This is a genomic window from Candidatus Rickettsia mendelii, from assembly GCF_057543435.1.
The window spans coordinates 79,627-104,348 of record NZ_BTGX01000011.1 but is presented as its reverse complement, the minus strand read 5'-3'; the positions used below and the strand labels follow the sequence as shown (position 1 = coordinate 104,348).

Sequence of the window (24,722 nt, the reverse complement as noted above, 5' to 3'; positions counted from 1 at the left end):
ATAATATGATGAAAATTCTTAAGAGTTTAGTTTTATTAATTTTGTTTATGGCTTCACCGACCAAAGGTGATAATGCTTACTCATGGATGTCAACTGATCTTGGAGGGTTAAAAAGCTTATTTGGTTGTTTAGAAGTGCCTGAATTCACAAGTTTTCAAGAGGGTAAACTCGGTATTGATTTATCTACTGCAGGGACATGGCACTCAACAGGTAATACTGTTGAGAAAGGTAAATTGTTAAAAATAAACTGGTCTACTTTAGGTATTACTCCTGAACCTAGAAGGTATCTAGTATTGTATAGGATCGATCCAAGATTTAATACTCCACAAGTGTTTATTAAAGCTTATAATTATGCTAAATCACAATTTGAAGTTTTAGGGTTCCCAAGTTTTAGTACAGCAAATAATGGTGTGATACTGCCTTATAAAGATCTTGATGCACTTTCATTTGATAAAATGTCTGATTACGTTAGCTATTTTAGCCATTCTAATGGTAATCCAAGAATTCAAGTTAATGCTGGAGATGTAGTAAATATTAGCTTAGTTAATAAAGATAATTTTTTTAGTCCTAATACTTCAATTTTTCCTAATACTGTAGATAATATTTTAACGCAAGAGCTTGATAGTTCCATATTTGCTGCTTCTGCTCTTTATACTCAAAGTAATCTCGGTAGCTTTGATAATAGGATAATTTACTCATCTGCACAGCAGATATGTGATATTATTGATCCTTCAAGAGTGAGTGTATGTAGTGGTAATGGTACTGCTACAAAATATAAAAATACTGATAATTGGGCATTAGTTGGTAAACCTATGATAACAGGTGTACTGCAGCATTTTATGAGCTTAATTAATTCTTGTCCTGCTAATTCTAATTTAAATACTAGTCCTGCTTGTTATTATGATCAAGGTAGAGGAATGATCATTAAAGTAGGTGGGCAGGTTATTAAGGGACGTGATCAGAGTTTTATAAAATTAGGCAGTATTCAAAACAGTTTTATATATTATCAAGCAACTGGCAGTGGTACCATAGATTTTACTAGCGATTGGCAATCTACTGGAATGTTCAGTAATTCAGTTTTAATGAGTGATTGGAGGAAAAATTTTTCAGATTATAGTAATTTTGCAAATTACATTAGTAGTAATGATTGGTCAGCTAATTTTTTATATTTTGGTCGCTATGCAATGATTGTTGAAATAGGTAATGGGCTAAACTCTATTAGCCCAGGTGATCAACAAAATATAAATTTAGAATATTTAATCACACCAGATGCTACGTTGCCTAGTTCATCTGCTCGTGGTACAATAGTAGATTATAATTTTGCAGCTGATGCACCGCAAGGTGGATATTTGTGGTTAAGAGTGGTAAATCCTAATAGTAATATACAAGGAGTAGTTAGTGTAAATTATGCTAATTATACTGGTACGACTTGGTTTTCAGATATAGTATATAATGGTGCTATTAAACCTATTACTGATCAATTTAGAACTTTTAGTCAAAATTTTTATGTTAAGTTAGTCAAAAATTCTGCATTACAGAATATAGCTAAAGCTGCATTAACACTATATGTTAGTATATTCGGGCTAATGTTTATTATGGGGGCGTTAAAATTGACTGCCATAGAAGTAGTAACACGTATATTTAAAATAGTTATAGTATCTTTTTTACTTAGACCAGAAAGCTGGAATTTCTTTAATACATACTTCTTTAGTGCATTTACTAACGGTATTGATTTCTTTGTAACTAACGTAGTTGGTGCTACAAGCTCTAGATCTAATATTTTTGGTTTTATTGATCCTATATTTGATAAATACACTAATGGTCGGATTTGGGGATTACTGTTTATTGAGCTACTACAAATACATAATGGTTTAGCGTTTATTGCTATTATAGCTATTTACTCTCTTATTACTTATTTTAGAGCAATTTTAGAAGTTATAATAGGATATATTATTGCATTTATAGGGCTAACTGTTATGATTTCGTTAGCGCCGTTTTTTATAATATTAATGTTATTTGAAAAAACTAAGAGCCTATTTGACAACTGGGTATCAATATTGTTTAGTTATGTAGTGCAGCCGACAATATTATTGATTTTCTTTTTATTAATAGATCAAGTTTTATCGGAACAACTTTTAAAAGTAATAGTTAGAGCCTGTTGGGATACACTTATACCGATCAAAATGGGGCTTGATTTAACAAATCTTGGTATTCCGGTAAATTTCTCTTTTACATTACCATTCTTACCAGGAATACCTTTCTTTATACCTGATGTTCCAGAAATTAGTAGCTCTAATATTTTAACAAATAATACGAATACTTTCTTAGTATTATTTACTACAGCTTTATTATTTTATTCATATTGTTTGATGTCGTATGGTTTAGTAAGTTTTGTAACTATAGTTGTAGGAATGCTTACAAATGTTACACCAGCACGAATAGAAGGGAATTATCAAGCGCCTTCTAATCCTACACTGTCTATTATGCATGATATAAGTTCAATCACACAACCAATTAAAAATACTGCAATGGCTCCGGCAAGAATTTTTAAAGATAAAATAATTGATCAAAATTATAGAGCCCGGTCTACTCAAGATGGCAGTAAAGTAGATAATAAGTATACAAATAAATTCTTAGCTGAGCGTAATGATGTAAAGAAAGAAGAATGAGAGAAAAAGTAATTTTAATGTCATTTCTATGAAAGTGGAAATCTAAAGTAAAAAAGTTTAATATTATACAAAAATTATAAATTTGATGAAATATTCATATAGGAACTTTGTTTTTTTTATATAGTTTTTACTGGATTCTTATTTTGCAGGATTGATATTAAAGAGCTATTCAATAAATGGCTCGCTTGCACAGGGAGGGGTAACATCCTGAAAAGATAAATAATCATAAATTTTTATTTAAAAAATAAATGAACATAAATATTTTTATTACATTATTAATATCGCTATTATTGCTTTCCGGTTGTACTGGTGATACCTGTATTGATCCGGATGATTTTGGTTTTATAAAGTTTAATATTTCTTCTAGATATAATTCAGATGAAGTCACTTCAAGACAAGAAGGAGATCAGGTGGCACCATGGCGTGATAGCGGTTATAAAGTGAATGGTTATCCTCTAACTGTTATGGTAAGACCATGGAGTTATATACTTGGCGATAAAAATACCTCAGGGCAGTTATCTGCGTGGTGCCCATGGTATGGTCAAAAAAATAATACAACAACTTTAGCTAATTTTTGTGTTAAACTACAACCATGTCAGTTTATTGACAATAATATGTGCCAAACTCATATTCCAAATGATGCACCTATTTATAATGCCCCATGTATAATGACAAATGGTGTAGGGCTTTATTTTCTTATTGCTGCTAAAAATACCGACCCGAATATTTCGCCAGATTCACAGCGTAAACCACAAGGCATAACGAAGCATTTAGGAGAACCTACACCAAATAATAGTTATACATTTTATAGTGTTAGTAGTACTGGACAATTCTTGCAGGCAGGTGGTATAAATTATCAATATGACGATGACGATGCAGATCCTGCAAGTTATGCACAATCTCTTCTATATTTTAAGATTTTGGATAAATTTTATGATGATAATAGTGGACAATATAGATTAGTGATAAAATCTGGAGTTAGTGATACTAGGCCAGACCCATTACAATTTTTAACTGATTTGATAAAAAAAGTATTATTCGGTACTAGTGACCAAGAACCGGGGATTATAAGACAAACTTATCAACAAATAATCGATACCCCAGGTTATAGGTTAAGTGTCTCTGCTATTTTAACTCTTTATATAATGTTTACTGGTTTTTCATTTTTAATAGGGAATATAAATCTTACACATGTTGAACTTATAGTTAGAATATTAAAAGTTAGTATAGTCTCAATATTATTAAGTACGGATAAAGCTTGGACATTTTTCCATGATTATTTATTTGTGTTCTTTATTGATGGTGTTCAGCAAATACTACAAATAATTAATGAAGCTTCAGCTACCGGTCCTGGCTCTCAAAGTTTGCTTGGTTTACTTATTTCTCCTCAAACATTATCTAAATTATTTTCTTTACTATTTGTTGATTGGCTTGGTTTTATATATATCATACTATATTTAATAGCTCTGTATTTTATTTTCTTACTTATATTTAAAGCTACTATTATCTATTTAACTGCTCTTATAACTATTGGTATGATTATAACTATGGGACCAATATTTATTTGTTTCATGTTGTTTAATATTACACGTTCGTTATTTGAGAATTGGTTAAGGCAATTAATATCATATGCATTGCAGCCTATAATTTTATTTGTTGGTATTGCTTTTATTTCGATGATCATTAGAAGCGAAATATATTCAACGCTCGGCTTTGCAGTATGTAAGCATGATTTTCCTAATTTAGGACCTATAAATCAAATATTTGGTAATTTTCTTGAAGATTTAGATCCTAGTCTTGGAAATTCTATATTTTATTGGTGGTTTCCTGTACCAATGAAAGGTGGTATGAATAATTTTCATAAAGCAAATATATTAGTTCCTAAAGATCATATAAAGGATGATGGTACTCATTGTGCCGCATATGAGTGTATGGATGAGCGTTATATTGAATTACCATTTTTAGATTTAGTGAAAGATGCAAAAAGAATTAGTAATTTTATAAACGGAAGATTTGTTCAGCTTGATGGAATATTATTGATTTTTGTATCCATTTATTTACTAAGTAAATTTAATGACACTGCTATATCAACGGCGCAGTTTATTTCAGGCACTTCAGGTAATTTAACAGCGATACAAGCAGTGAATCAACAATCTTATGCACCTATTGCAAAAATAATCAATAAACCGATAAATTATGCATCTAAAGCGGTAAGTAAACCTTTAAATGTAATGCGAGAAGGAAGTAGTATGTTTTTTGCTAAGACATTTGAAGGTATGATGATGAGAAGGCTTCAAGATAAAGCTCTTAGCTCTTCTGCTAATAAAGCTGTGCAAGATGAAGTTAAGAGAATATATGGTATAGATCATAAAGATGTAAAGAAAAATGCTATTGCAGATTATGAGAGTGGTATCTCAAGGTTGTTAGATAGTTTACCTAAAGGTACTGACTTAAAAGCAAAAGAGTTATCACAAATGCAATTTACTCAGCTTCGAGATAAAATAGCTGAAAATAAATATGGAGTGAAAGATTATAGTACATTAAGTAAAGAACAAAAAGTTGAACTTGATGGATTACTGAAAGCTACTAATTTACGTGAACTTGCTAGCGATGCAAGCTTTACTAGAGATTATCAAATTGCTTATGCTAATGCTCATCAGGATGTGTCAGAGCGAGGGATCGGATTATTTGGTAAGAATATAGGAATAGTCAGAAGCTGGCAAGAAATGGAAAACCGTGTTAAAGCGAAAAGAGAACTCAAAGAGCAAAAACGTATAAGTATAGGCGAGAAAATATATGCTGGTTATACAGGAATAAAAAGAGAAGCTCTGACTGCAATAGTAGGTAAAGATTTACGTGATGCTTATGAAGGTAATCTCACTAGTGCTGAGTGGCATGATTTCAACTATAATGATCCACAGCTTAAAACTTATAGTGAAAACTTAAAAGATCAAGAAAGAAAACGTGAATTTGAAGAGCTTAAAATGCAGATTAATAAGGAAACGCTTGCTATGCAAGTAGATGTATTATCGCCAGAATATTTAGCAAGGTTAGAGCGCTCAGGTAGACAAAGTGATGTGGAATATTATCAAGAATTAGCGAGAAGAAAACTTATTCATGATATATATAGTAAATTATCTGATGGACATGATCCAGTGATCATGGGTGACAGATTTATGCGTGAAAAAGCTACTGATGCTCAGATGCGTAATATGATAGATAATGCTCATAGAAAGCATGAAGAACTTATAAATGAGGATTGGTATGGTCGTAGACAAGAACATTACAATATTATGCATGAAAAAGCCCAAGAAAATTTAGAGAAAACTTATAATAATCTTAAAACTTACTTTAAAAAAGATGATATAAAACTTGAAGAGATACCAGCATTGATAGCACAAAGAGTTAAAGAGACTGAACCAGCATCAAATGTAGAAATGAAGATTACTGAGGGTATTAATAATTTTAACGCTGATGTTAAAAATTATGAATATAGCGCAGAAGTACTGAATAAAATAGAAGATAGAAAACAAGTTATTACCAATGTAGTAAATAACCAGATTGATCAGATTAATAAATATAGAGAAAATGCTAAAATGCAAGCATATAAAAAACCGGTAGTAAATGAAGGTAGAAAATTAAGAAAATTAGAAGATCATTTAAGGTCAATGAAGTAATAAATATAAGACAAAAATCTTTATTTATTTTGAGACTAACTATAATATATACTAAACGTTAATCATATGGTTTTTTAAATATATAATGTTATTTCAGCTTTTGTGGGAATCTAATATCTAAATTAGACTTTTACATTTTACAAATCTAAATTTTTACTAGTTAAAAATAGATTCCTACTTTTGCGAGTGCTTACTGTTGCTGTTCCAATAGTCATTGTGAACAACTAATAAGGAGTGTAGTAATCTAGCAAAAATAAAAAAGTTCTATAAATAAGAATTTTTTACTGAGTTTTTTTGTAAATTACTTCATGATTTTTCTTGCAAAGTCATTAAAACTGATCTATGCAACAATGATTAGTGAGGATTACATCAAATACATTTTGTTTCAAGAGTTATGCAATAGCTCCTATAGATTTAGAGAATAAATAAGAGCTATGTAGGCAAAACATATATGTTAATGGTGTGAATTATGCACAATCTACCTAAAAAACTTAACAATCAAAGAGATAAGTAGTACAAATAGGTAAGTCTTTACCTAAAAATTAGAGAGATTTTTTAAGAATTAGCTTTAGTTGCAAGAATGAAATTGGTAAATAAATATACTATTGCGGTAATAGCACTTATAAATTCATCATTCAAAATATCCTTCAATTTTTCTTATATTGATTAGATTATGTATTAATTTAATTAGTTATTAATTATTTAAGAGTTTTTATGAAGAAACAACACATAATAAATGAGACTTTTTTAGATGCAATCCTAGCTAAGAAACTAGGTACAACTTATACTCCACCAAAAGAAAATAATGATCCTGACTTTGATAAAGCAGCACAGCATTTTATCAATCTATTACTTAGAGCTGATGGCTTTAAGCCTGTTAAAACTGCAGTAGTTCATCCTATTAATAAGGAATCATTACTTGGTGCAGTTAGAGCAGCACAATTTAATGTAATAAAACCAATTCTTATTGGACCACAGCATAAAATCAAAGTGGTAGCAAAAGTAAATAATGTAGATTTAGCAGATTATCAAGTTATTAATGTTGAGCATAGCCATGATGCAGCAAAAAAAGCGGTAGAGCTTGCAAAGAAAAGAGAGGTTGCAGCTATTATGAAGGGATCACTACATACTGATGAATTGATGTCTGAAGTAGTTCATAAAGAGAACGGGCTGCGTACCGGGCGTCGAATTAGTCATGCTTTTCTCATGGCAGTTGCTACTTTTCCTAAACCTTTTATCATTACTGATGCTGCTATTAATATTCGTCCTACTTTAGAGGAAAAACGTGATATAGTACAAAATGCCATTGATTTAATGCATATGATAAAAGATGATAAGCAAGTTAGAGTTGCGGTCTTATCGGCTGTTGAGACAGTGACTTCTGCGATACCTACAACTCTTGATGCAGCAGCTTTATCGAAAATGGCGGATCGAGGGCAGATTATGAATGCTATAGTTGATGGTCCTCTTGCATTTGATAATGCTATATCTTTATTTGCTGCAAAAGCTAAAGGTATTAGCTCTTCAGTTTCAGGAAATGCCGATATATTGGTGGTTCCCGATCTTGAATCAGGTAACATGCTTGCAAAGCAGCTAAAATATCTAGGGCAAGCTGTTATGGCAGGAATCGTACTTGGAGCGCGTGTGCCGATTATTCTCACAAGTAGAGCTGATCCTATGGATATGCGTGTTATTGCCTGTGTACTTGCTTCATTTATTTATAATCACACTAAAGCAAAATTACATATGCAAGCAGGTGAATAATATGAAAGATGTTATTTTAATAGCTAATGCTGGTTCGTCTAGTTTAAAAATTTCTATTTTTGAAATTTGGAATAAAGAAATTAAGAATAAAATTTATAATATTTTTTTAGAAATGCAAAATAATAAAATATTATTTCATATAAATAAGAATTATGAATCTACTACTGAAATTAACGATGACCCTATTAAAATAATGATCAATCTTTTTGAGGATTGGTGGGAAAAACAGCAAGATTTGAATTTAATCGCTACCGGTCATCGTATTGTTCATGGCGGAAAAATTTTTAACAAATCAATTCTTGTTACTGAGAAAATTAGTGAAGATTTAAGGTCTTTAATACCTTTCAGTCCATTGCATCAGCCTTATAATTTACAGGTATTGGATTTATTTTTTTATAAATATAAAAGCGTTTCTCATATAGCATGTTTTGATACGTCATTTCATTCTACCAATACGCCTATTGTAAAAGCTTTTGGTTTGCCAAAAAAATATTATGATAGAGGTATTATTCGTTATGGATTTCATGGATTATCGTATAAATATATTAGTAATTATTTTAAGCTAATGACTAGCGAAGATTTACCTGCTCGTACCATTATAGCACATTTAGGTAGTGGCAGTAGCTTATGTGCTCTTAAAAATGGTATCAGTGTAACAAGTTCTATGGGTTTTAGCGTACTTGACGGCGTTATGATGGGTACTAGAACCGGCAACCTTGATCCTGGAGTAGTTCTATATCTTATTGATCATGAAAAAATGACTACAGCAGAAATAACTGAATTATTATATAAGAAGTCGGGGTTACTTGGTATATCAGGTGAAAGTTCTGATATGCGAACCTTGCTAGCTAGCAGTTCAACTGATGCTAAATTTGCTGTAGATTTATTTGTGCATCGTGTTCAACTTGAGATAGGTAAATTAACAGTAGCACTTGAAGGGCTGGATTGTTTAATTTTTACTGCCGGCATTGGAGAGAATTCTGCTGTAATACGTGAGATGATTACCAAAAAGTTGGCATGGCTTGGTATTAAGATAGATGATGTAAAAAATCAAAAAGCTGAATGTGTAATAAGTACACACGATAGTAAAGTTAAAGTTTGTGCCTTACCAACTAATGAAGAACAAATTATGGTAGAGGAAGTAGTAATGTTTTTATAGCTTATGTTGATGATTTTTAATTAATTTACAAATATATTTTTCTTAAAATAAGATACATGCATTTATAAGTATGGTTTTTAACTTAAGTTTTAAAAGAAATTATAGCAGATTTTAATAAAAGGATAAAGTTAAAGTGCAATAAAGAAAATTAAAAATGATAAGATAAATCATTATAGTGATGCTATGAACAAACAGTCCAAAGTAAATGCTATAAGCAAATTTGCTTTAAAAGAGAAAAGTCATAAGATAGCATTAGAAATAGAATAAAAAGGAAAAAAGCGGTAGTGAAGTTAAGTAAAAATGATTAGAAATGCTTAGATAAAATAAAAGATCAGTATGAGCAATCTAGTAAGCAGAGTAACTTGCAAAAATATTGAAGTGATCAAATTTATTAAGGATAATCAAAGGAAAGCTAAAGATTTTGAGAATGGTAAAACAGCAGCAGCTAGAAAATAAAGATAAAGAATATTGAGTTAGGTAAAAAAGACAGTTACATTTTTATATTAATTAAATAAATCTATTGCTATAAAAATGAATTTTTATTATGTAGATTAGCAAAATAAGCTAAACTTGGTAACAAATGCCTATATTACATGCTACAATTCTCACTGTTTTTCCTAAAATGTTTCCAGGCCCACTTGAGCATTCTTTGGCAGGGCAAGCATTACATAAAAATATTTGGTCTTATAATGTTATTAATATTCGGGATTTTGGTTTAACTAAGCACAAAAATGTTGACGATGAAGCTTATGGAGGAGGTAACGGGCTCATAATGCGTCCTGATGTTCTGGGAAGTAGTATTGATTATGCTCTATCTTTAAAACCTAATAGTAAAATTTATTACCTTTCACCTCGTGGTAGAGTCTTTACACAAAGCTTTGCTAAAGAGATATTACAGAATACAAATATTATATTCTTATGTGGACGTTATGAAGGGATTGACGAGCGTGTAATTGAAGAGTATAATATAACAGAGGTTAGTGTTGGTGATTACATTTTATCCGGCGGGGAAATACCTGCTCTTACCATTCTTGATTGCTTAATTAGGCTACTGCCTGGTGTTTTAATGAATCAAAATACCATATTTTCTGAATCTTTTGAAGAAAATGGAGAATTTAAGGGAGGTCTTGAGTGTGCTTTATATACAAGACCTGAAATTTGGCGAGGAAGAAAAGTACCGAGCGTTTTATTGTCAGGTAATCATAAGTTAATTAGGGAATGGAAGCGCAACCAGTCTATTATGATTACTAAGTTGCGCCGTCCGGAATTATTGAAAGAGTTATAGCTATAAGGAGTTAAACTAATGAATATTATTGACAGTTTTGAACAGGAAAATATTTTAAAGCTTACAAAAAATAAAACAATTCCTAGTTTTAAAGCTGGTGATACCGTTAAAGTTACTGTTAAGATCATTGATAGATCAATTGAAAAAGACGGAAAAGAGAAATTAACTGAAAGATTTCAAGCTTATGAAGGGGTAGTTATTGCTAAACGAAATTGTGGCATTTCTTCTTCTTTCTTAGTACGTAAAATTAGCCATGGTGAAGGTGTAGAGAGACGCTTCCCTTTGTATTCTCCTATAGTACATGCTATTAATGTAATAAAATATGGTGTGGTTCGTCGTGCTAAACTTTATTATTTAAGAGATAGGAGCGGTAAGTCAGCTAGAATTAAGGAGAGATATGTACCTATTTCTAAAAATCTTAAGAGCAAAACAACAAAAGCATAGCAATTTTTTGCTAGAGTTGTAATCGTAGTGCTGCATAGGCAGGGTTTATACTGTAATAAGATGTCTGTTTATATATCATCCTCACGAAAGAGTAATCCAGAGTGAAAACATTTTATGTAGTATTAAGAACTGCAAATTTTTTTTATGGTAGGGATATAGTTTTTTATGTTTCGCCTGGCTCATGCTTTCATTTGAATGACTTTGAGTTGTATAAGCTGTACAATGACGATATAAAAGAGTGTAGCAATTCATTAACGTACCTAATTATAGTATCTTCACTGATGTACTTCGTTAAGACTTACAGCTTTTTTGCACTAATCGACAAAAGCTTAAATTCCTAAAGTTTGTCTGTAGAGCTCAAGCATAGCATCTTGTTCTGCAAGCTTATCTTTATCGAGTTTTTTTAACTTTAATATAGATTTCATAGCTTTAATATCAAACCCGTGTGAAGACGCATCTTGGAAAATATCTTTTATTTCTTCAGATAAATCAGCTTTTTCTTGTTCTAATCTTTCTATTTTACTTATATATTGTTCTAATTGTTCTTTTACTACTACCTCTGACATAAAAAATCATTTAACCTTTTTAAATTTACTATATAATACATATAATTCTTATTCAATAAAATATTAGTAATGCAATTTTATCCTTTAAGACTTTTACCTAATAAAGTCAGTTTTGATTTTATGAACTTTAAAAAAGTAAGCTATACTTTATCACTTATTTTATCACTTATTAGCTTTATCTGGATTGGAATATACAAATTTAACTTTGGTATTGATTTTGCTGGAGGTGTCGTTATTGAAGTAAGGCTTGATCAGACACCTGATTTGCCAAAAATGCGTCAAGTTCTTGGAGATCTTGGAATTGGTGAAATAATTTTACAAAATTTTGGTAGCGAGCATGATTTATCTGTTAGATTCAGTAGTAGTGGCGAAGACAATTTAATGAAAAATATTGAATTAATTAAAGCAGCACTGCAGAATAATTTTCCATATAATTTTGAATATCGTAAAGTAGATTTTGTTGGTCCTCAGGTTGGTAGGCAGCTAATTGAGGCAGGTGCTATGGCGATGCTATTTTCTTTTATAGCAATTATGGTTTATATTTGGGTGCGTTTTGAATGGTATTTTGGTCTTGGTATACTTATTGCTTTGGTACATGATGTTATATTAAGCCTTGGTTTTATGAGTATGACAAGTCTTGATTTTAATTTAAGTACTATAGCAGCGGTTTTAACTATTATTGGTTATTCTGTGAATGATTCGGTGGTGATATATGATAGAATTAGGGAAAATGTACGTAAATATTATAGAAAAGATATTACGCAGATTATTAATTTAAGTATTAATGAGACTTTATCAAGAACAACTTTAACAGTAGTTACTACTTTACTTGCTAATTTAGCACTTGTTCTTTTTGGTGGTGAAGCAATTCGTAGTTTTAGCGTACTTGTATTTTTTGGAATAATAGCTGGTACTTATTCCTCAATTTTTATTTCTGCTCCTATACTTACGTTATTTGCTAATAAAAAATTCAACAATAAAAAATAACCTCTTGTAATTTGTAAGAGTAATTTATGCTAAAAAAAGAAGATCAAATTTTTATTAATTTATATGGTATGCAAGCCCATGATTTAAAATCTAGCAAAAAACGCGGTGATTGGGCTAATACTAAAGCTTTGATTGATAAAGGTAGAGACTGGATTATTGAAGAGGTAAAAAAATCAGGACTTAGAGGACGAGGTGGAGCTGGTTTTTCTACCGGTATGAAGTGGTCTTTTATGCCTCAAAACTCAGAAAAACCTTGTTATTTAGTAGTTAATGCAGATGAATCTGAACCTGGTACTTGCAAGGATCGAGATATATTAAGGTTTGAGCCACATAAATTAATAGAAGGCAGTTTACTTGCGAGTTTTGCTATAGGAGCACATAATTGTTACATTTATATTAGGGGTGAATTTTATAATGAAGCTTTTAATATTCAAAAAGCTTTGAATGAAGCATATAAAGATGGGTTGATAGGAAAAAATGCTTGTGGGTCAGGTTTTGATTGTTATATCTATTTGCATAGAGGTGCAGGTGCTTATATTTGTGGAGAAGAAACAGCACTACTTGAAAGTTTAGAGGGTAAAAAAGGTATGCCTCGCTTAAAACCACCTTTTCCAGCAGGTTTTGGTTTATATGGTTGTCCAACCACTATAAATAATGTGGAATCTATTGCAGTAGTACCAACTATTTTAAGACGTGGTGCTAGCTGGTTTGCTTCCTTAGGTAGGCCAAATAATACTGGTACTAAGATTTTCTGTATATCAGGTCATGTTAATAAGCCATGTAATGTTGAAGAGGAGATGGGTATTTCATTAAAAGAATTGATTGAGAAATATGCTGGTGGTATTCGAGGAGGATGGGAAAATCTTAAAGCCATAATTCCAGGTGGCTCTTCTGTTCCATTGCTGCCTAAATCTTTATGTGAGAAGGTTAACATGGATTTTGATAGTCTAAAAGCTGCCGGTTCTAGTTTAGGTACTGGTGGTATTATAGTTATGGATAAATCTACTGATATTATTTATGCTATAGCACGTCTTAGTAAATTTTATATGCATGAATCATGTGGGCAATGTACTCCTTGTCGCGAAGGAACAGGATGGATGTGGCGAATTATGACAAGGCTAGTTAAAGGTGATGCTAAAAAATCTGAAATAGATGAGTTGCTCGAGGTTACAAAAGAAATAGAAGGGCATACTATTTGTGCTCTAGGTGATGCTGCTGCTTGGCCAATTCAAGGCTTAATAAAACATTTTAGAAAAGAAATTGAAGAAAGAATAAATAATTTTTGAAAAAATCATGCAAGTAGGTACAAAATCAAACAATACTAAAACCGCTGCGCAAGAGTGGAAATCTTTTGCAATTATAATATTTATTGCTTTGCTTATTAGAATACTTATTATGGAACCATTTACTGTTCCTACCGGCTCTATGAAGGCAACTATACTCGAAAATGATTATGTTTTTTCTACTAAATATAGCTATGGTTATAGTAATTATTCTTTATCTTTTTTTGATTTTATTCACCTCTTTAAAGGGCGTATATTTGCACGTGAACCAGAGCGTGGTGATATTATAATTTTTCGTCCACCTAATAATATGAGTGTTAGATATATCAAACGTCTGATAGGATTACCTGGGGATAAAATTCAATTAATTGATGATGTGATATATATTAACGATCAAAAAATAGAACGCTTAGAAGTAGGTACTTATATTAGTGAACAAGGAAAACAATATTTGAAATTTAAAGAAACATTACCAAACGGTAGAACATATTTTTCTTATAAAATTGCTCCAGCTATTGGAACTATATCTAATGATAGATATGGTAATACAGATGTTTTTTATGTCCCTGAAGGAAAATATTTCTTTTTAGGAGATAATAGAGATCAATCGAATGATAGTAGAGTAGATCTTGGATTTGTACCATTTGAGAATTTTATTGCCAAAGCGCAATTTATTTGGTTTTCAACAAAAATGACTTGGTGGGATAATGATATAGGTATTATTAATTTAATATTAAAATTAAAACCTTGGGTTAAATCTATTAGATTTGATAGAATTTTTCAAAGTCTTTATAATATGGATGAGTAATGATATCATTTAACGCATTAGAAAAATTGCTTGGTTATAGTTTTAAAAATAAAGAACTTTTAATAGAAGCGTTAAGTCACCCTTCTTTAAGGCAGCATCATGAATATAAAGTTGATAAAGATTATGAACGATTAGAATTTCTAGGTGATGCTGTATTAAATTTAATAATTACAGAAATTTTATTTAATAATTTTGCAAATTATAATGAAGGAAATTTAGCTAAAATTAGATCATATTTGGTTTGTAAGGAGACCATTTGTGCAGTTGGTGCTAAGCTAGTTTTAAAAGATTATATAATCATGACTTATGGTGAAGAGGTAGCAGGCGGGCGTGATAATCCTAATATTATAGAAAATGCTACGGAAGCATTAATTGCAGCTATCTATCTTGATAGTAGTATTGAAACAACGCATGCTATCATTCAAAGATTATGGGCAGAGTTTATAAATGTTAAAGACCTAACAGATTATGATCCTAAAACTGCTTTACAAGAATGGGTACAAAGTAGAGATCATCATTTACCTATATATCAGCTTATTAAAAGAGAAGGAGTAGCTCATTCATCAATTTTTACAGTTCTTGTAAAAGTTAAAAACTATGAACAAATTGGTATCGGTTATTCTATAAAAGAAGCAGAGAAAAACGCTGCAAGAACTTTAATGCATAGGCTTAAACTATTATAAAAATATAATAAAATAAAAGAGTATCATTGATAAAATACTTACAATTTTTTACCTTCTAATTTAAAACTTATAGCAAAAATTAGCCTTTTAATTATTATAATAAATGCGATAAATTGTGTAATTCATGTAGATATGATTTTAGCTCTTGAAGCTATTAATGAATTTATTGAGTTGAATTCTGAATGTTTTTATTCGTATTATAATAACGCTGGAGTTTGATATGCTTCAAAACAATATGCCTGACACTTATAAATTTTAACAAAGCCATAGAACTAGCACCAATAAATTCTGATCTTCATAGGTTTAGATAAGTGTTAATACAAGAATTAGAAAAATTAGGACATGTTATGTCAATTTTATGACCACGCAAATTCAAAAAACAGTTTCAGTTTGTATAATTGGACGTCCAAATAGTGGTAAATCAACTTTATTAAACAGAATAATCGGTGAGAGGCTTTCAATAGTGACTCCAAAAGTTCAAACCACTAGATCAATAATTACTGGTATTATTACTCTCGAAAGTACACAGATAATTTTGTATGATACGCCTGGTATATTTAAACCAAAAGGTAGTTTAGAGAAAGCAATGATAAGATGTGCTTGGTCAAGTTTACATAATACAGATATTATTATGTTAATTATCGATAGTTTGAAACCGTTAGATGGTATAACACACAATATTTTAGATAAACTTCACTCTCTTAAGATTATACCAGTATTTTTGTTGAATAAAATAGATATTGAATCAAAACATCTAAATGATATTACTACTTTTTTAAAGCTTCATTATCCTGATAGTTTAATTTTCTCTATCTCTGCATTATCAGGCAAAAATATTGATGAGTTGCTTAAATATATAACAAGCAAAGCAAAAATTTCTCCTTGGCTTTATGAAGAAGACAGTATAACAGACTTACCAATGCGCTTTATTGCAGCAGAAATTACAAGAGAACAGTTATTTTTAAATTTGCAGCAAGAGCTTCCGTATAAATTAACTGTGCAAACTGAAAGGTGGCAGGAGCTTAAAGATAAATCCATAAAAATTAATCAAGTTATAGTAGTATCAAAAGAAAGCTATAAAACTATTATACTTGGTAAAAATGGTTCTAAAATTAAAGAGATAGGTGCTAAAGCTCGTATGCAAATGGAAAAATTTTTTAGTTTCCCTGTTCATTTATTTTTATTTATCAAAGTGCGTGAGTTGTGGGAAAATAATCCTGATTTTTACCAATATATGAAGATATGACAATAGTTTATGATAGTGCTCAGTATAGATCGATAGTGCTTGGTATAGATCCGGCACTTACTAATCTTGGATGGGCAGTAGTGGCAAAGGGAATAACGAAATTAAAATATTTGGCTAGCGGTACAATTAAAACAAATAGTAAAGACCTAGATCACAACAGGCTTGCTTTTATTAATAGTAGTTTAGAAAAAGTGATATTAGAATATAAACCTGATATGGTAGCAATTGAAGAAACATTTATTAATATGAATAGCATTACTTCTTTAAAGCTTGGTTATGCAAGAGGTGCAATAATGTCACTTGTTGGTAGATATGGTTTAGATTTACAGGAGTTCAAACCTAATACGGTCAAAAAAACCGTTACAGGATACGGACATGCTGAAAAAGATCAGATTTTGCATATGATCAAGCTTTTATTGCCTGGTACTTCTCTTGTCACTAATTATGATGAAGCTGATGCTGTTGCAATTGCTTATACCTGTATTGTTATGAGAATTTAGATGACTAATTTAACTCCAGTAATAATTTTAGTTGCGCCGCAAATGGGCGAAAATATCGGTGCTACTGCAAGGGCAATGAAAAATTTTGGCATAAATGAGCTTAGAATAGTAGCTCCAAGAGATGGATGGCCTAATGAGCAAGCACGCAATAATGCGGTTAGTGCAGTTAATATTATAGATAGTGCAAAAATTTATAATAGCTTAGAAGATAGTGTTAAAGATCTTGAATATTTATATGCTACTACTTGCGTTAAGCGTGCTATGAATAAAGATTATGTATTTTCACAAAATTTACCTTTAGATTATCCAAATTCTGCAAAAGTAGGGATAATGTTTGGGCGAGAAAATAATGGACTGAGTAATGAAGAAATCACACTTGCTAATAAAATAATTACTATTAATACAACTAAATTTAGCTCATTAAACATTGCACAGGCTGTGATTATAATATGCTATGAATTATTTCGTAATTCATATCCAAGAGAAGATATTCATAACATTCAGAAATTAGCTACAAAAGAAGAGATAGGATATTTTCTAACAAATTTATTCAGCAAACTTGATCAAACAGGATTCTTTAAAGCTTCTGAGAAAAAATCTGCTATGCAGCAAAATATTACAAATATATTCATGCGCATAAATAATCTTTCTTCTCCGGAAGTACAAATATTGCAAGGTGTTATAAAATCTTTGTATACTTTCTAATGTAATGAATAAGTGGTTATATGAAGCTTAATTTCTATCAATAAGTGTGTTTAGTAGTGTCTTAAACTCAGGAACATAGTTTTTGATTCTTTTATATTTTATCAGCAAGTTTTTCATCATATATTATATCATATTGTAATCAGCATATATACTCATTTGGATAAAATATTCTTTTAAAAACTTCATGGATTATATCATAATAATTGCCATTAATTAAACATGAAAAATATATCTACTAAGATAGCAATTAGTCAATTTAAATCTTATGATCTTGAAGTAATTAAAAAATTATAAACTAATCAGCAATTAGCTATAATTACTAAAAGAGATAGAGCAAGCTAATAGTACCTTTAGATACAACAAAGGTTTTCTTATTTGATTGTCTTAAAAATGGTGCTGAAATAAAAGCTAATATATTGTAACTTATAGATAAAACTGAAATGCAGATCGTGGGAATACTATAATGCTATGACTATTACTACAACTAGAAGAGTTATACAAAGAGATAAAATATTAGAAAAAGACTTTCTTGAATCAATAACTGACACTAATAGAATACTTATTAAAGATATTTTTAGAGAGCATTGCTGTGAGTATTTTACTGATAGATAATTTTCATGAGGATCAAGCTAACAGAATTATTGTAACCCAAGATGTTATAGCACTACGTTGCTTACCAGGCATCAAAAATTTTTATCTGTGCTAATTTTAGGATATATTAAATCATTAGTACTTTAGCAAATGTTATTATACATTACTTAATAACTACTACAAAATTCTATTTTTGAAAATACCAGTAATAACAGATTAAAGTTGAGTAAGAAAGAGTTAAAAATATTGTTTTTTTATTATAAGCATTAACGCAAGCAGGTATATGGACTAAAACAGTTTATAGGTGTTCTGTGTTTGATTCATTATTTCTGCTTTAATTTAAAGGCGATTACTATGTTAATTATTTATCAGAGGTCTAATAATTTTTGCTACTCTTTCAATTTCATTTAATGGTGTATAACTATATTCTTCCAATAAAGTAACAGATTGATCAAAGATTCTTGCTATTTTCTGATCTACCAGTTGTTTTATAAAGATTTTATGTTTTAAGGAATGAAAATTTGATGGACAAAATATATAAAGAGGTTTACCACTTGAAGTTGCTTCACTGCACATTGAAATTGAGTCAGCTGTAGATATTATATATTTTGCTTTAGCAAGCATGCCAATATAAGGATTATATCCTTGATTTTCATCTGGATTATAAATAATTGTAGAAGTAGGCATATTATTTGTAATAACTAATTTTATTACTTTTGGAGTTCGTCTACTAAAGCTAATGAAAAAAGGTATTTTTTGATTTATGTATATTTTGTTTAGTAATGAAGAAAATAAAAGTATTTCTTCTTTATTAAAATTAAATTTTTTATTATTGCCTCCGATTATTACAGCGATAAATTGTTTAGGCTCATGATAATGTTTTTGTAGTTCTAAACTAGATGATTTAAATTTGGCAGTTACGTTGTTGAGTGCTCCATTTATTCGGATTATGTTTTTATATTCGATGTCATCCTTATAAAAACGGGGATCCAGATATTTCCCTAATATTTTTACTAGATTTCTGTTGCAGTTAGTATGATATACCTTACTTTTGATTGAGCTATGCAACAAACTTGAATTTACTAAGTCATGATAAGGTAAGATAACAAAATCAAAAACGTTATAAGGAAGATTAGGCTGCATTATCTGTATTAACCTAAGTTTATTCTTGAATTTTTTTTTTAAATAAAATGCAACTACTGCAGTTCTTCGTCCAGCAGTAATTATTATATCGGGTAGTGGTTTTTCTATAATACCTTGAAATAGATTACTTTTTATATGAATAGGATAATATTTTAGTAAAAGATTAGGTAATTTAGCTAAGCAGTTATATTGAATCTTAATTAGTGTGTATTCTTTGCCTAATTTTTCTGCAAGAGCAGTAGCTTGGTTTGTATTGCCTGCTCTATCATCAGCAAATACCCATATTGGATTTCTTACATAAGGTGTGTCTAAAGGTAGTTGTGATACTGACCCAGTACTTGAATCTTTACATATTTTTTTGTTTACTTCAGTTTGCAGTGAAGTGTCTTCTTCAAATTCCTCTTTATTATCAGTCATTTGTAAGAAATCTATTCTCATGGTAAATATTCCTTTAAAGGTAATTTAAATAATGCAGTAAGAGGCAGTGATTTATCACAAGCATTAGCTATTTGTGGCATAATTGGAATCTGAGCGATTAAAGGTATATTATACTTTTGTGATAGATAGCAGCCGCTATTACCTTCAAATATATTTAAAATTTCTTTAGAAGATTGATCAACTATATGACTCATATTTTCAATTATTCCTAAGATAGGTAGCTGTAGTTTTTGATATAAATTGATGGAGCGCACTGCATCTATTGCTGACATTTTTTGTGGTGTTGTTATGATTATTACGCCGTCTAAATGATAATTCTCGAGCATGCTTAAATGAATATCACCAGTGCCAGGTGGCATGTCAATAATTAAATAATCTAGATTATCCCATTTAGTAACAGATAATAATTGGTAAATAGTTTTGCTAGCCATAGGACCACGCCAAATAATTGCCGAGTAATCTTTAACAAAAAAACCTATGGACATAATTTGAATATTGGGGGTTAGTACTGGTATTATCCGTCCATCCTTTGTTTGTGGCACTTCATTAATGCCAAATATTTGTGGAATTGATGGACCGTAAATATCTGCATCTACTACTCCTACTCGGTAATTTTCAGCATGTAATTGTTGAGCTATAAGTGCTGATATAGTAGACTTACCAACTCCACCTTTACCTGATGCAACTAAGATAATTTTTTTAACATTTTCTACGAAAAACTTTAGTTTCTGAGTTTTTTTCTCTGAAAGCTTACTACTAGTAAAAATAATTGTTATTTTACCAATATTTGGAATTTCATTAAGCTTGTTAATTGCTTTAGTTTTTACTTCTTCTGCTTCTAATCTATCTTTAGCAGATATATCTATTGAAAAACCAATATTATTACCTTTAATTACTACATTAGATATAATTCTACTTAAAAAGGTACCATCTTTGAAAGTAATATTATGAAGTTTATCAATAATTTGCTTCTGGTGTAAATCCGCCATAATTAAATTTCCTTTTTAAATTGATTAAAGCTCATAACTTGACGTTAAATACTATTACATATATAATCACTTAACCTTTAAAAAAATAACATAAAAAGCAAATGCTTAATAAAAAATATATTCCTATTTTTAAAAAATCTCCATGGAAAGATTTTGATGACAATAAAGAAGATAACATATTTACAAGGCCACGTAAAAACCAATTTAATTTTGATAAATTTAAGTTTCAGTTTAATTTTAATACTAAAACAATAATTTTAGCAGTGATTGCTATATTTGCTTTATGGTTTGCTTCTGGTATTTATGAAATAAAAGAAGGCGAGGAAGCGGCAGTAATAAGATTTGGACGTTTTGTGCGTAAAGGTTATCCCGGGCTTAATTATCATTTACCTAACCCATTTGAAAAGATAATAGTTGAGAAAGTTAAGCAATCACGTCGAATTGAAATTGGCTATCGTACAAGCAGTTCTATGCGTAGTGGTAGTGATAATACTAAAAATATTGCTGGTGAAAGTATTATGTTAACAGGTGATGAAAATATTGTTGCTTTAAATTGTGACGTAATGTGGCATATTAATAATCTTGAAGATTTTATTTTTAATGTACAAAAACCTGAAGAAACAGTAAAGGCTACGGTTGAAAGTGCTGTTAGAGAAGTAATAGGTAATGCTCCTATTTCTTGGGTACTATCTGATCAAAAGCAGGAAATTACCTATAAAATAGAAAAATTGGCACAAAAGATACTCGATAGTTATAATACCGGTGTTATGGTCGAGAAGGTACAGTTACTGAAAGCTGAGCCGCCCGCTGAAGTAATAGATGCTTATAGGGATGTACAAACTTCAAAGGCTGATAAGGAGAAAGAAATAAATCAAGCTCAAGCTTATAACAATAAGATTTTGCCAGAAGCTAGAGGTACAGCTGCAAAAATTGTGCAAGAAGCTGAGGCTTATAGAGAAGAGGTAATATCAAAAGCAGAAGGTGATAGTCAAAGATTTAATTCAATTTATAAACAATATATTTTAGGTAAACAAGTAACTAGAGATCGCTTATATTTAGATGTTGCAGAAGAGATATTAAGTGGTGCAAATAAGACGATTATTAATAATATATTGTTGCCACATATGGCTATTAAGCCGTAATAATTAATTGTACGGTGCTGATGTTATTCCTACGAAGGTGGAAATTCATTTTTAAACTAGTAAAATTTAGAGTGTTATAACTTAGGTCCAATTTGCTTTTCTTTTTTCTAAATGACATCCAATTCTTTTTAAGAACTGTGCATGCAGTAAATAACATCGAGTATGTTGTAAATAACAGGGAATATTAAATGCAAAAAATTTATTACATAATTTTTACAATTATTTTGGGGCTGGTATTACTTTCTAGCTCTTTATTTTCGGTTGATCAACGTCAATCTGCTATAGTATTTCAATTTGGTGAAGCAGTGAAAACTATAGAAGAACCAGGATTACATATTAAAATTCCTTTAATTCAGAATCTTGAATTTTTTGATAAGCGTCTTTTAGATGTTAAGGTTGAGGCAAAAGAATTAACAGCTGCTGATGGTAAGCGCGTTATTGTTGATGCTTATGCTAAATTTCAAATTAATAATCCTGTAATGTTTTATAAAACAGTGCATGATTATCAAGGTGTAAAAATTAGGCTTACTAGAAACCTTGAATCTTCAATGCGTAAGGTAATAGGTAAAGTTTCGCTGAGTAGCCTTCTAACTCAGGAACGTAGTAATATAATGCTAAATATTTTAAATCAAGTAGATGGAGAGGCTAAAAGTTTTGGTATTGATGTAGTAGATGTTAGGATTTTAAGAGCAGATTTACCAAAAGAAAATAGTGCTGCTATTTATCGTCGTATGCAAACAGCACGTGAAAAGGAAGCTACCCAAATTAGAGCAGAGGGGCAAGAAGAAAGCGTACGTATTCGTTCAAAAGCAGATAAAGAAAGCAAAATAATACTTGCTAAAGCTTATAGAGATGCACAAATTATTAAAGGTGACGGTGATGCAAAAGCTGCAAAAATATATAATTCTGCCTATTCTATTGATCCAGAGTTTTATAAATTTTATAAATCACTGTTAGTATATAAAAACTCTTTAAAGAAAGAAGATACTAATTATATAATTTCACCTGATGCTGAGATGTTAAAATATCTTAACCTAGCTAAGTAATAGTTATGAATCTCCAAATATTAAAATGTATTTTTGCTGTAATAGTGACATTAAGCAACACTGCTTTAGCAAGAGAAAATACTAAAAAAACAGAAATTTTAGAAGTAAATGAGTTTACAAAAGTAAGTGCTACACCTTTAAAAGTAACTGAGGCTACACGTTATAGCTTTGCCGATATAGTTGAGCCTTTAATTCCTGCAGTTGTTAATATTTCAACAATAGAATATGTTAATAGTAAATCAAAGAATGCAGAAAAAGATTCTTTACAAGAAAAAAAAACTTTGGACTGGATTAATGATTTTTTGGAGCGTCTTAATATACCGCTGAATTTGGAGGAGGTCGAACGAACTCCTAAAAATGTACCGCTTGGTTCAGGATTTATTATTGAGCCTGACGGTTTAATAGTAACAAATTGTCATGTAATTGCTAATGTTGATAAAATTAATGTAAAATTAGCTAATAATACTGAATTACCAGCTAAATTAATAGGTAGTGATACTAAAACGGATTTAGCTCTTTTGAAAATAGATTTTCAAGAACCGCTGCCTTTTGTTGAGTTTGGAGATTCAAATGATGCAAGAGTAGGGGATTGGATTATTGCAATCGGTAATCCGTTTGGTAATCTTGGCGGTACAGTTACTACAGGTATTATCTCTTCAAAAGGGCGAGATATTGATATAGATACAGACAATATAGTTGATAATTTTATTCAGACGGATGCTGCTATTAATAATGGTAATTCTGGTGGTCCTATGTTTAATCTGGATCAGAAAGTAATAGGAGTAAATACAGCGATTTTTTCACCGCTTGGTACCAATATAGGTATTGGTTTTGCTATACCTTCAAATACTGCAAAGCCTATCATAGAGCGTCTTAAAAAAGATGGGAAGGTAAATAGAGGGCGTCTTGGAGTAACAATACAAGATTTAACTGATGAAATTTTTGAAGGGCTGGGGCTTAGCGATATTAATGGTGTTTTAGTTGCTAAAATACAAAAAGATGGTCCAGGTGATAAAGCAGGTATTAAAATAGGTGATGTCATAATAGAGTTTGCGGGTATGCCTGTTAAAAATACTAAGAAATTACGTGTAATTGTTGCAGAAATTCCTATTGATCAGGAAGTGAAAGTAAAAGTGCTCCGTGATAAAAAAGAAATTGAACTGCCGATTAAAATTACTGCAGATAATGAAGAAATTAATAAAGAACAAGTTGATAAGGAAAGAGTAGTAGGCAAAGAAAAAAATAATTCGTCTATTACTAAAAATAATATTACTTTTAGTAATTTGACCGAAGAATTAAGGCAAAAATTTACTATTCCTCAAGATAAAATAGGTATAGTTATCACTAATCTTGATGAAGAGGAAGGTAGTTTTAGAATTGGTGATTTAATAACAAATGTTAATCAGGAAAGCATAGATAATGTAAGTCAGTTGGAAGAATTGTATGAAAATGCTAAAAAATCAAACAAGCAAAATATCCTACTTTTAATTGAAAGAGGTAGTAATAATATGTTCGTGCCATTGCCGTTGCTTTAGAGTATTTGGTTGTAATACTATAACTTGATTATTACTGTATGGATATTGTTGCAAGTATGATT

The 24,722-nt window shown here is 30.4% G+C and carries 20 protein-coding genes; 17 read left to right on the top strand and 3 right to left on the bottom strand.

The genetic code is table 11. The features are described 5' to 3' along the window. The first annotated feature begins 8 nt into the window (after positions 1–8). The 6 genes from AC27F4_RS01995 to rplS all read left to right on the top strand — a co-directional run bounded on the left by AC27F4_RS01995 (position 9) and on the right by rplS (position 10,998). A complete protein-coding gene (locus tag AC27F4_RS01995) occupies positions 9–2,669 on the top strand; it encodes a TrbL/VirB6 family protein (RefSeq protein WP_487061690.1) in 2,661 nt (886 codons plus the stop codon). A gap of 248 nt (positions 2,670–2,917) precedes the next feature. Then, positions 2,918–6,346 (top strand): TrbL/VirB6 family protein, encoded by a 3,429-nt coding sequence (locus tag AC27F4_RS01990; RefSeq protein ID WP_487061571.1) that lies wholly within the window; start codon positions 2,918–2,920, stop codon positions 6,344–6,346. A gap of 714 nt (positions 6,347–7,060) precedes the next feature. Continuing rightward, complete coding sequence (locus tag AC27F4_RS01985) at positions 7,061–8,110, top strand: phosphate acetyltransferase (protein ID WP_487061569.1); 1,050 nt, start codon at positions 7,061–7,063, stop codon at positions 8,108–8,110. A 1-nt stretch (position 8,111) separates the two neighbouring features. Beyond that, positions 8,112–9,269 carry an acetate/propionate family kinase gene (locus AC27F4_RS01980; protein ID WP_487061567.1) on the top strand — a complete coding sequence of 386 codons (1,158 nt, stop codon included), beginning with the start codon at positions 8,112–8,114 and terminating at the stop codon, positions 9,267–9,269. Between the two features lie 580 nt (positions 9,270–9,849). Then, positions 9,850–10,554: a tRNA (guanosine(37)-N1)-methyltransferase TrmD gene (gene trmD, locus AC27F4_RS01975; RefSeq protein ID WP_487061565.1), complete on the top strand. Its 705-nt coding sequence runs from the start codon at positions 9,850–9,852 to the stop codon at positions 10,552–10,554. 18 nt (positions 10,555–10,572) lie between these two features. Continuing rightward, a complete protein-coding gene (gene rplS / locus AC27F4_RS01970) occupies positions 10,573–10,998 on the top strand; it encodes a 50S ribosomal protein L19 (protein ID WP_487061563.1) in 426 nt (141 codons plus the stop codon). A gap of 329 nt (positions 10,999–11,327) precedes the next feature. Here rplS and AC27F4_RS01965 read toward each other — a convergent pair whose 3' ends face one another. After that, positions 11,328–11,564: a DUF2312 domain-containing protein gene (locus AC27F4_RS01965; RefSeq protein WP_487061561.1), complete on the bottom strand. Its 237-nt coding sequence runs from the start codon at positions 11,562–11,564 to the stop codon at positions 11,328–11,330. 69 nt (positions 11,565–11,633) lie between these two features. Between AC27F4_RS01965 and secF the strand changes: the two genes are divergently transcribed. The 8 genes from secF to AC27F4_RS01925 all read left to right on the top strand — a co-directional run bounded on the left by secF (position 11,634) and on the right by AC27F4_RS01925 (position 18,388). Beyond that, a complete protein-coding gene (gene secF / locus AC27F4_RS01960) occupies positions 11,634–12,551 on the top strand; it encodes a protein translocase subunit SecF (RefSeq protein ID WP_487061559.1) in 918 nt (305 codons plus the stop codon). 26 nt (positions 12,552–12,577) lie between these two features. Further along, positions 12,578–13,837 (top strand): NADH-quinone oxidoreductase subunit NuoF, encoded by a 1,260-nt coding sequence (gene nuoF, locus AC27F4_RS01955; RefSeq protein WP_487061557.1) that lies wholly within the window; start codon positions 12,578–12,580, stop codon positions 13,835–13,837. A gap of 7 nt (positions 13,838–13,844) precedes the next feature. Then, on the top strand, positions 13,845–14,642 hold the full coding sequence (gene lepB / locus AC27F4_RS01950; protein WP_487061555.1) for a signal peptidase I: 798 nt from the start codon (positions 13,845–13,847) through the stop codon (positions 14,640–14,642). Continuing rightward, positions 14,642–15,325, top strand: a complete 684-nt coding sequence (gene rnc, locus AC27F4_RS01945) for a ribonuclease III (RefSeq protein WP_487061553.1) — start codon at positions 14,642–14,644, stop codon at positions 15,323–15,325. The genes lepB and rnc overlap by 1 nt, the downstream gene beginning before the upstream one ends. Before the next feature lie 358 nt (positions 15,326–15,683). Then, the gene (gene era, locus AC27F4_RS01940; protein ID WP_487061551.1) at positions 15,684–16,571 is read left to right on the top strand and encodes a GTPase Era; all 888 of its coding nucleotides are present in this window, start codon (positions 15,684–15,686) and stop codon (positions 16,569–16,571) included. Beyond that, the gene (gene ruvC, locus AC27F4_RS01935; RefSeq protein ID WP_487061549.1) at positions 16,568–17,071 is read left to right on the top strand and encodes a crossover junction endodeoxyribonuclease RuvC; all 504 of its coding nucleotides are present in this window, start codon (positions 16,568–16,570) and stop codon (positions 17,069–17,071) included. Before era ends, ruvC begins: the two co-directional genes overlap by 4 nt. Further along, on the top strand, positions 17,072–17,776 hold the full coding sequence (locus AC27F4_RS01930; RefSeq protein WP_487061547.1) for an RNA methyltransferase: 705 nt from the start codon (positions 17,072–17,074) through the stop codon (positions 17,774–17,776). A gap of 468 nt (positions 17,777–18,244) precedes the next feature. Then, a complete protein-coding gene (locus AC27F4_RS01925) occupies positions 18,245–18,388 on the top strand; it encodes a hypothetical protein (RefSeq protein ID WP_487061545.1) in 144 nt (47 codons plus the stop codon). A gap of 336 nt (positions 18,389–18,724) precedes the next feature. Here AC27F4_RS01925 and AC27F4_RS01920 read toward each other — a convergent pair whose 3' ends face one another. Both AC27F4_RS01920 and AC27F4_RS01915 read right to left on the bottom strand, forming a co-directional pair. After that, complete coding sequence (locus AC27F4_RS01920; protein ID WP_487061543.1) at positions 18,725–19,927, bottom strand: ELM1/GtrOC1 family putative glycosyltransferase; 1,203 nt, start codon at positions 19,925–19,927, stop codon at positions 18,725–18,727. A 17-nt stretch (positions 19,928–19,944) separates the two neighbouring features. Next, the gene (locus AC27F4_RS01915; protein WP_487061541.1) at positions 19,945–20,937 is read right to left on the bottom strand and encodes an Mrp/NBP35 family ATP-binding protein; all 993 of its coding nucleotides are present in this window, start codon (positions 20,935–20,937) and stop codon (positions 19,945–19,947) included. A gap of 101 nt (positions 20,938–21,038) precedes the next feature. Between AC27F4_RS01915 and hflK the strand changes: the two genes are divergently transcribed. The 3 genes from hflK (at position 21,039) to AC27F4_RS01900 (ending at position 24,660) form a co-directional block, all read left to right on the top strand. Beyond that, on the top strand, positions 21,039–22,079 hold the full coding sequence (gene hflK, locus AC27F4_RS01910) for an FtsH protease activity modulator HflK (RefSeq protein WP_487061539.1): 1,041 nt from the start codon (positions 21,039–21,041) through the stop codon (positions 22,077–22,079). 188 nt (positions 22,080–22,267) lie between these two features. Beyond that, positions 22,268–23,125, top strand: coding sequence for a protease modulator HflC (hflC, locus tag AC27F4_RS01905; RefSeq protein WP_487061537.1), 858 nt, complete (start codon positions 22,268–22,270; stop codon positions 23,123–23,125). A 5-nt stretch (positions 23,126–23,130) separates the two neighbouring features. After that, complete coding sequence (locus AC27F4_RS01900) at positions 23,131–24,660, top strand: Do family serine endopeptidase (protein WP_487061535.1); 1,530 nt, start codon at positions 23,131–23,133, stop codon at positions 24,658–24,660. The last annotated feature ends 62 nt before the right edge of the window (positions 24,661–24,722 follow it).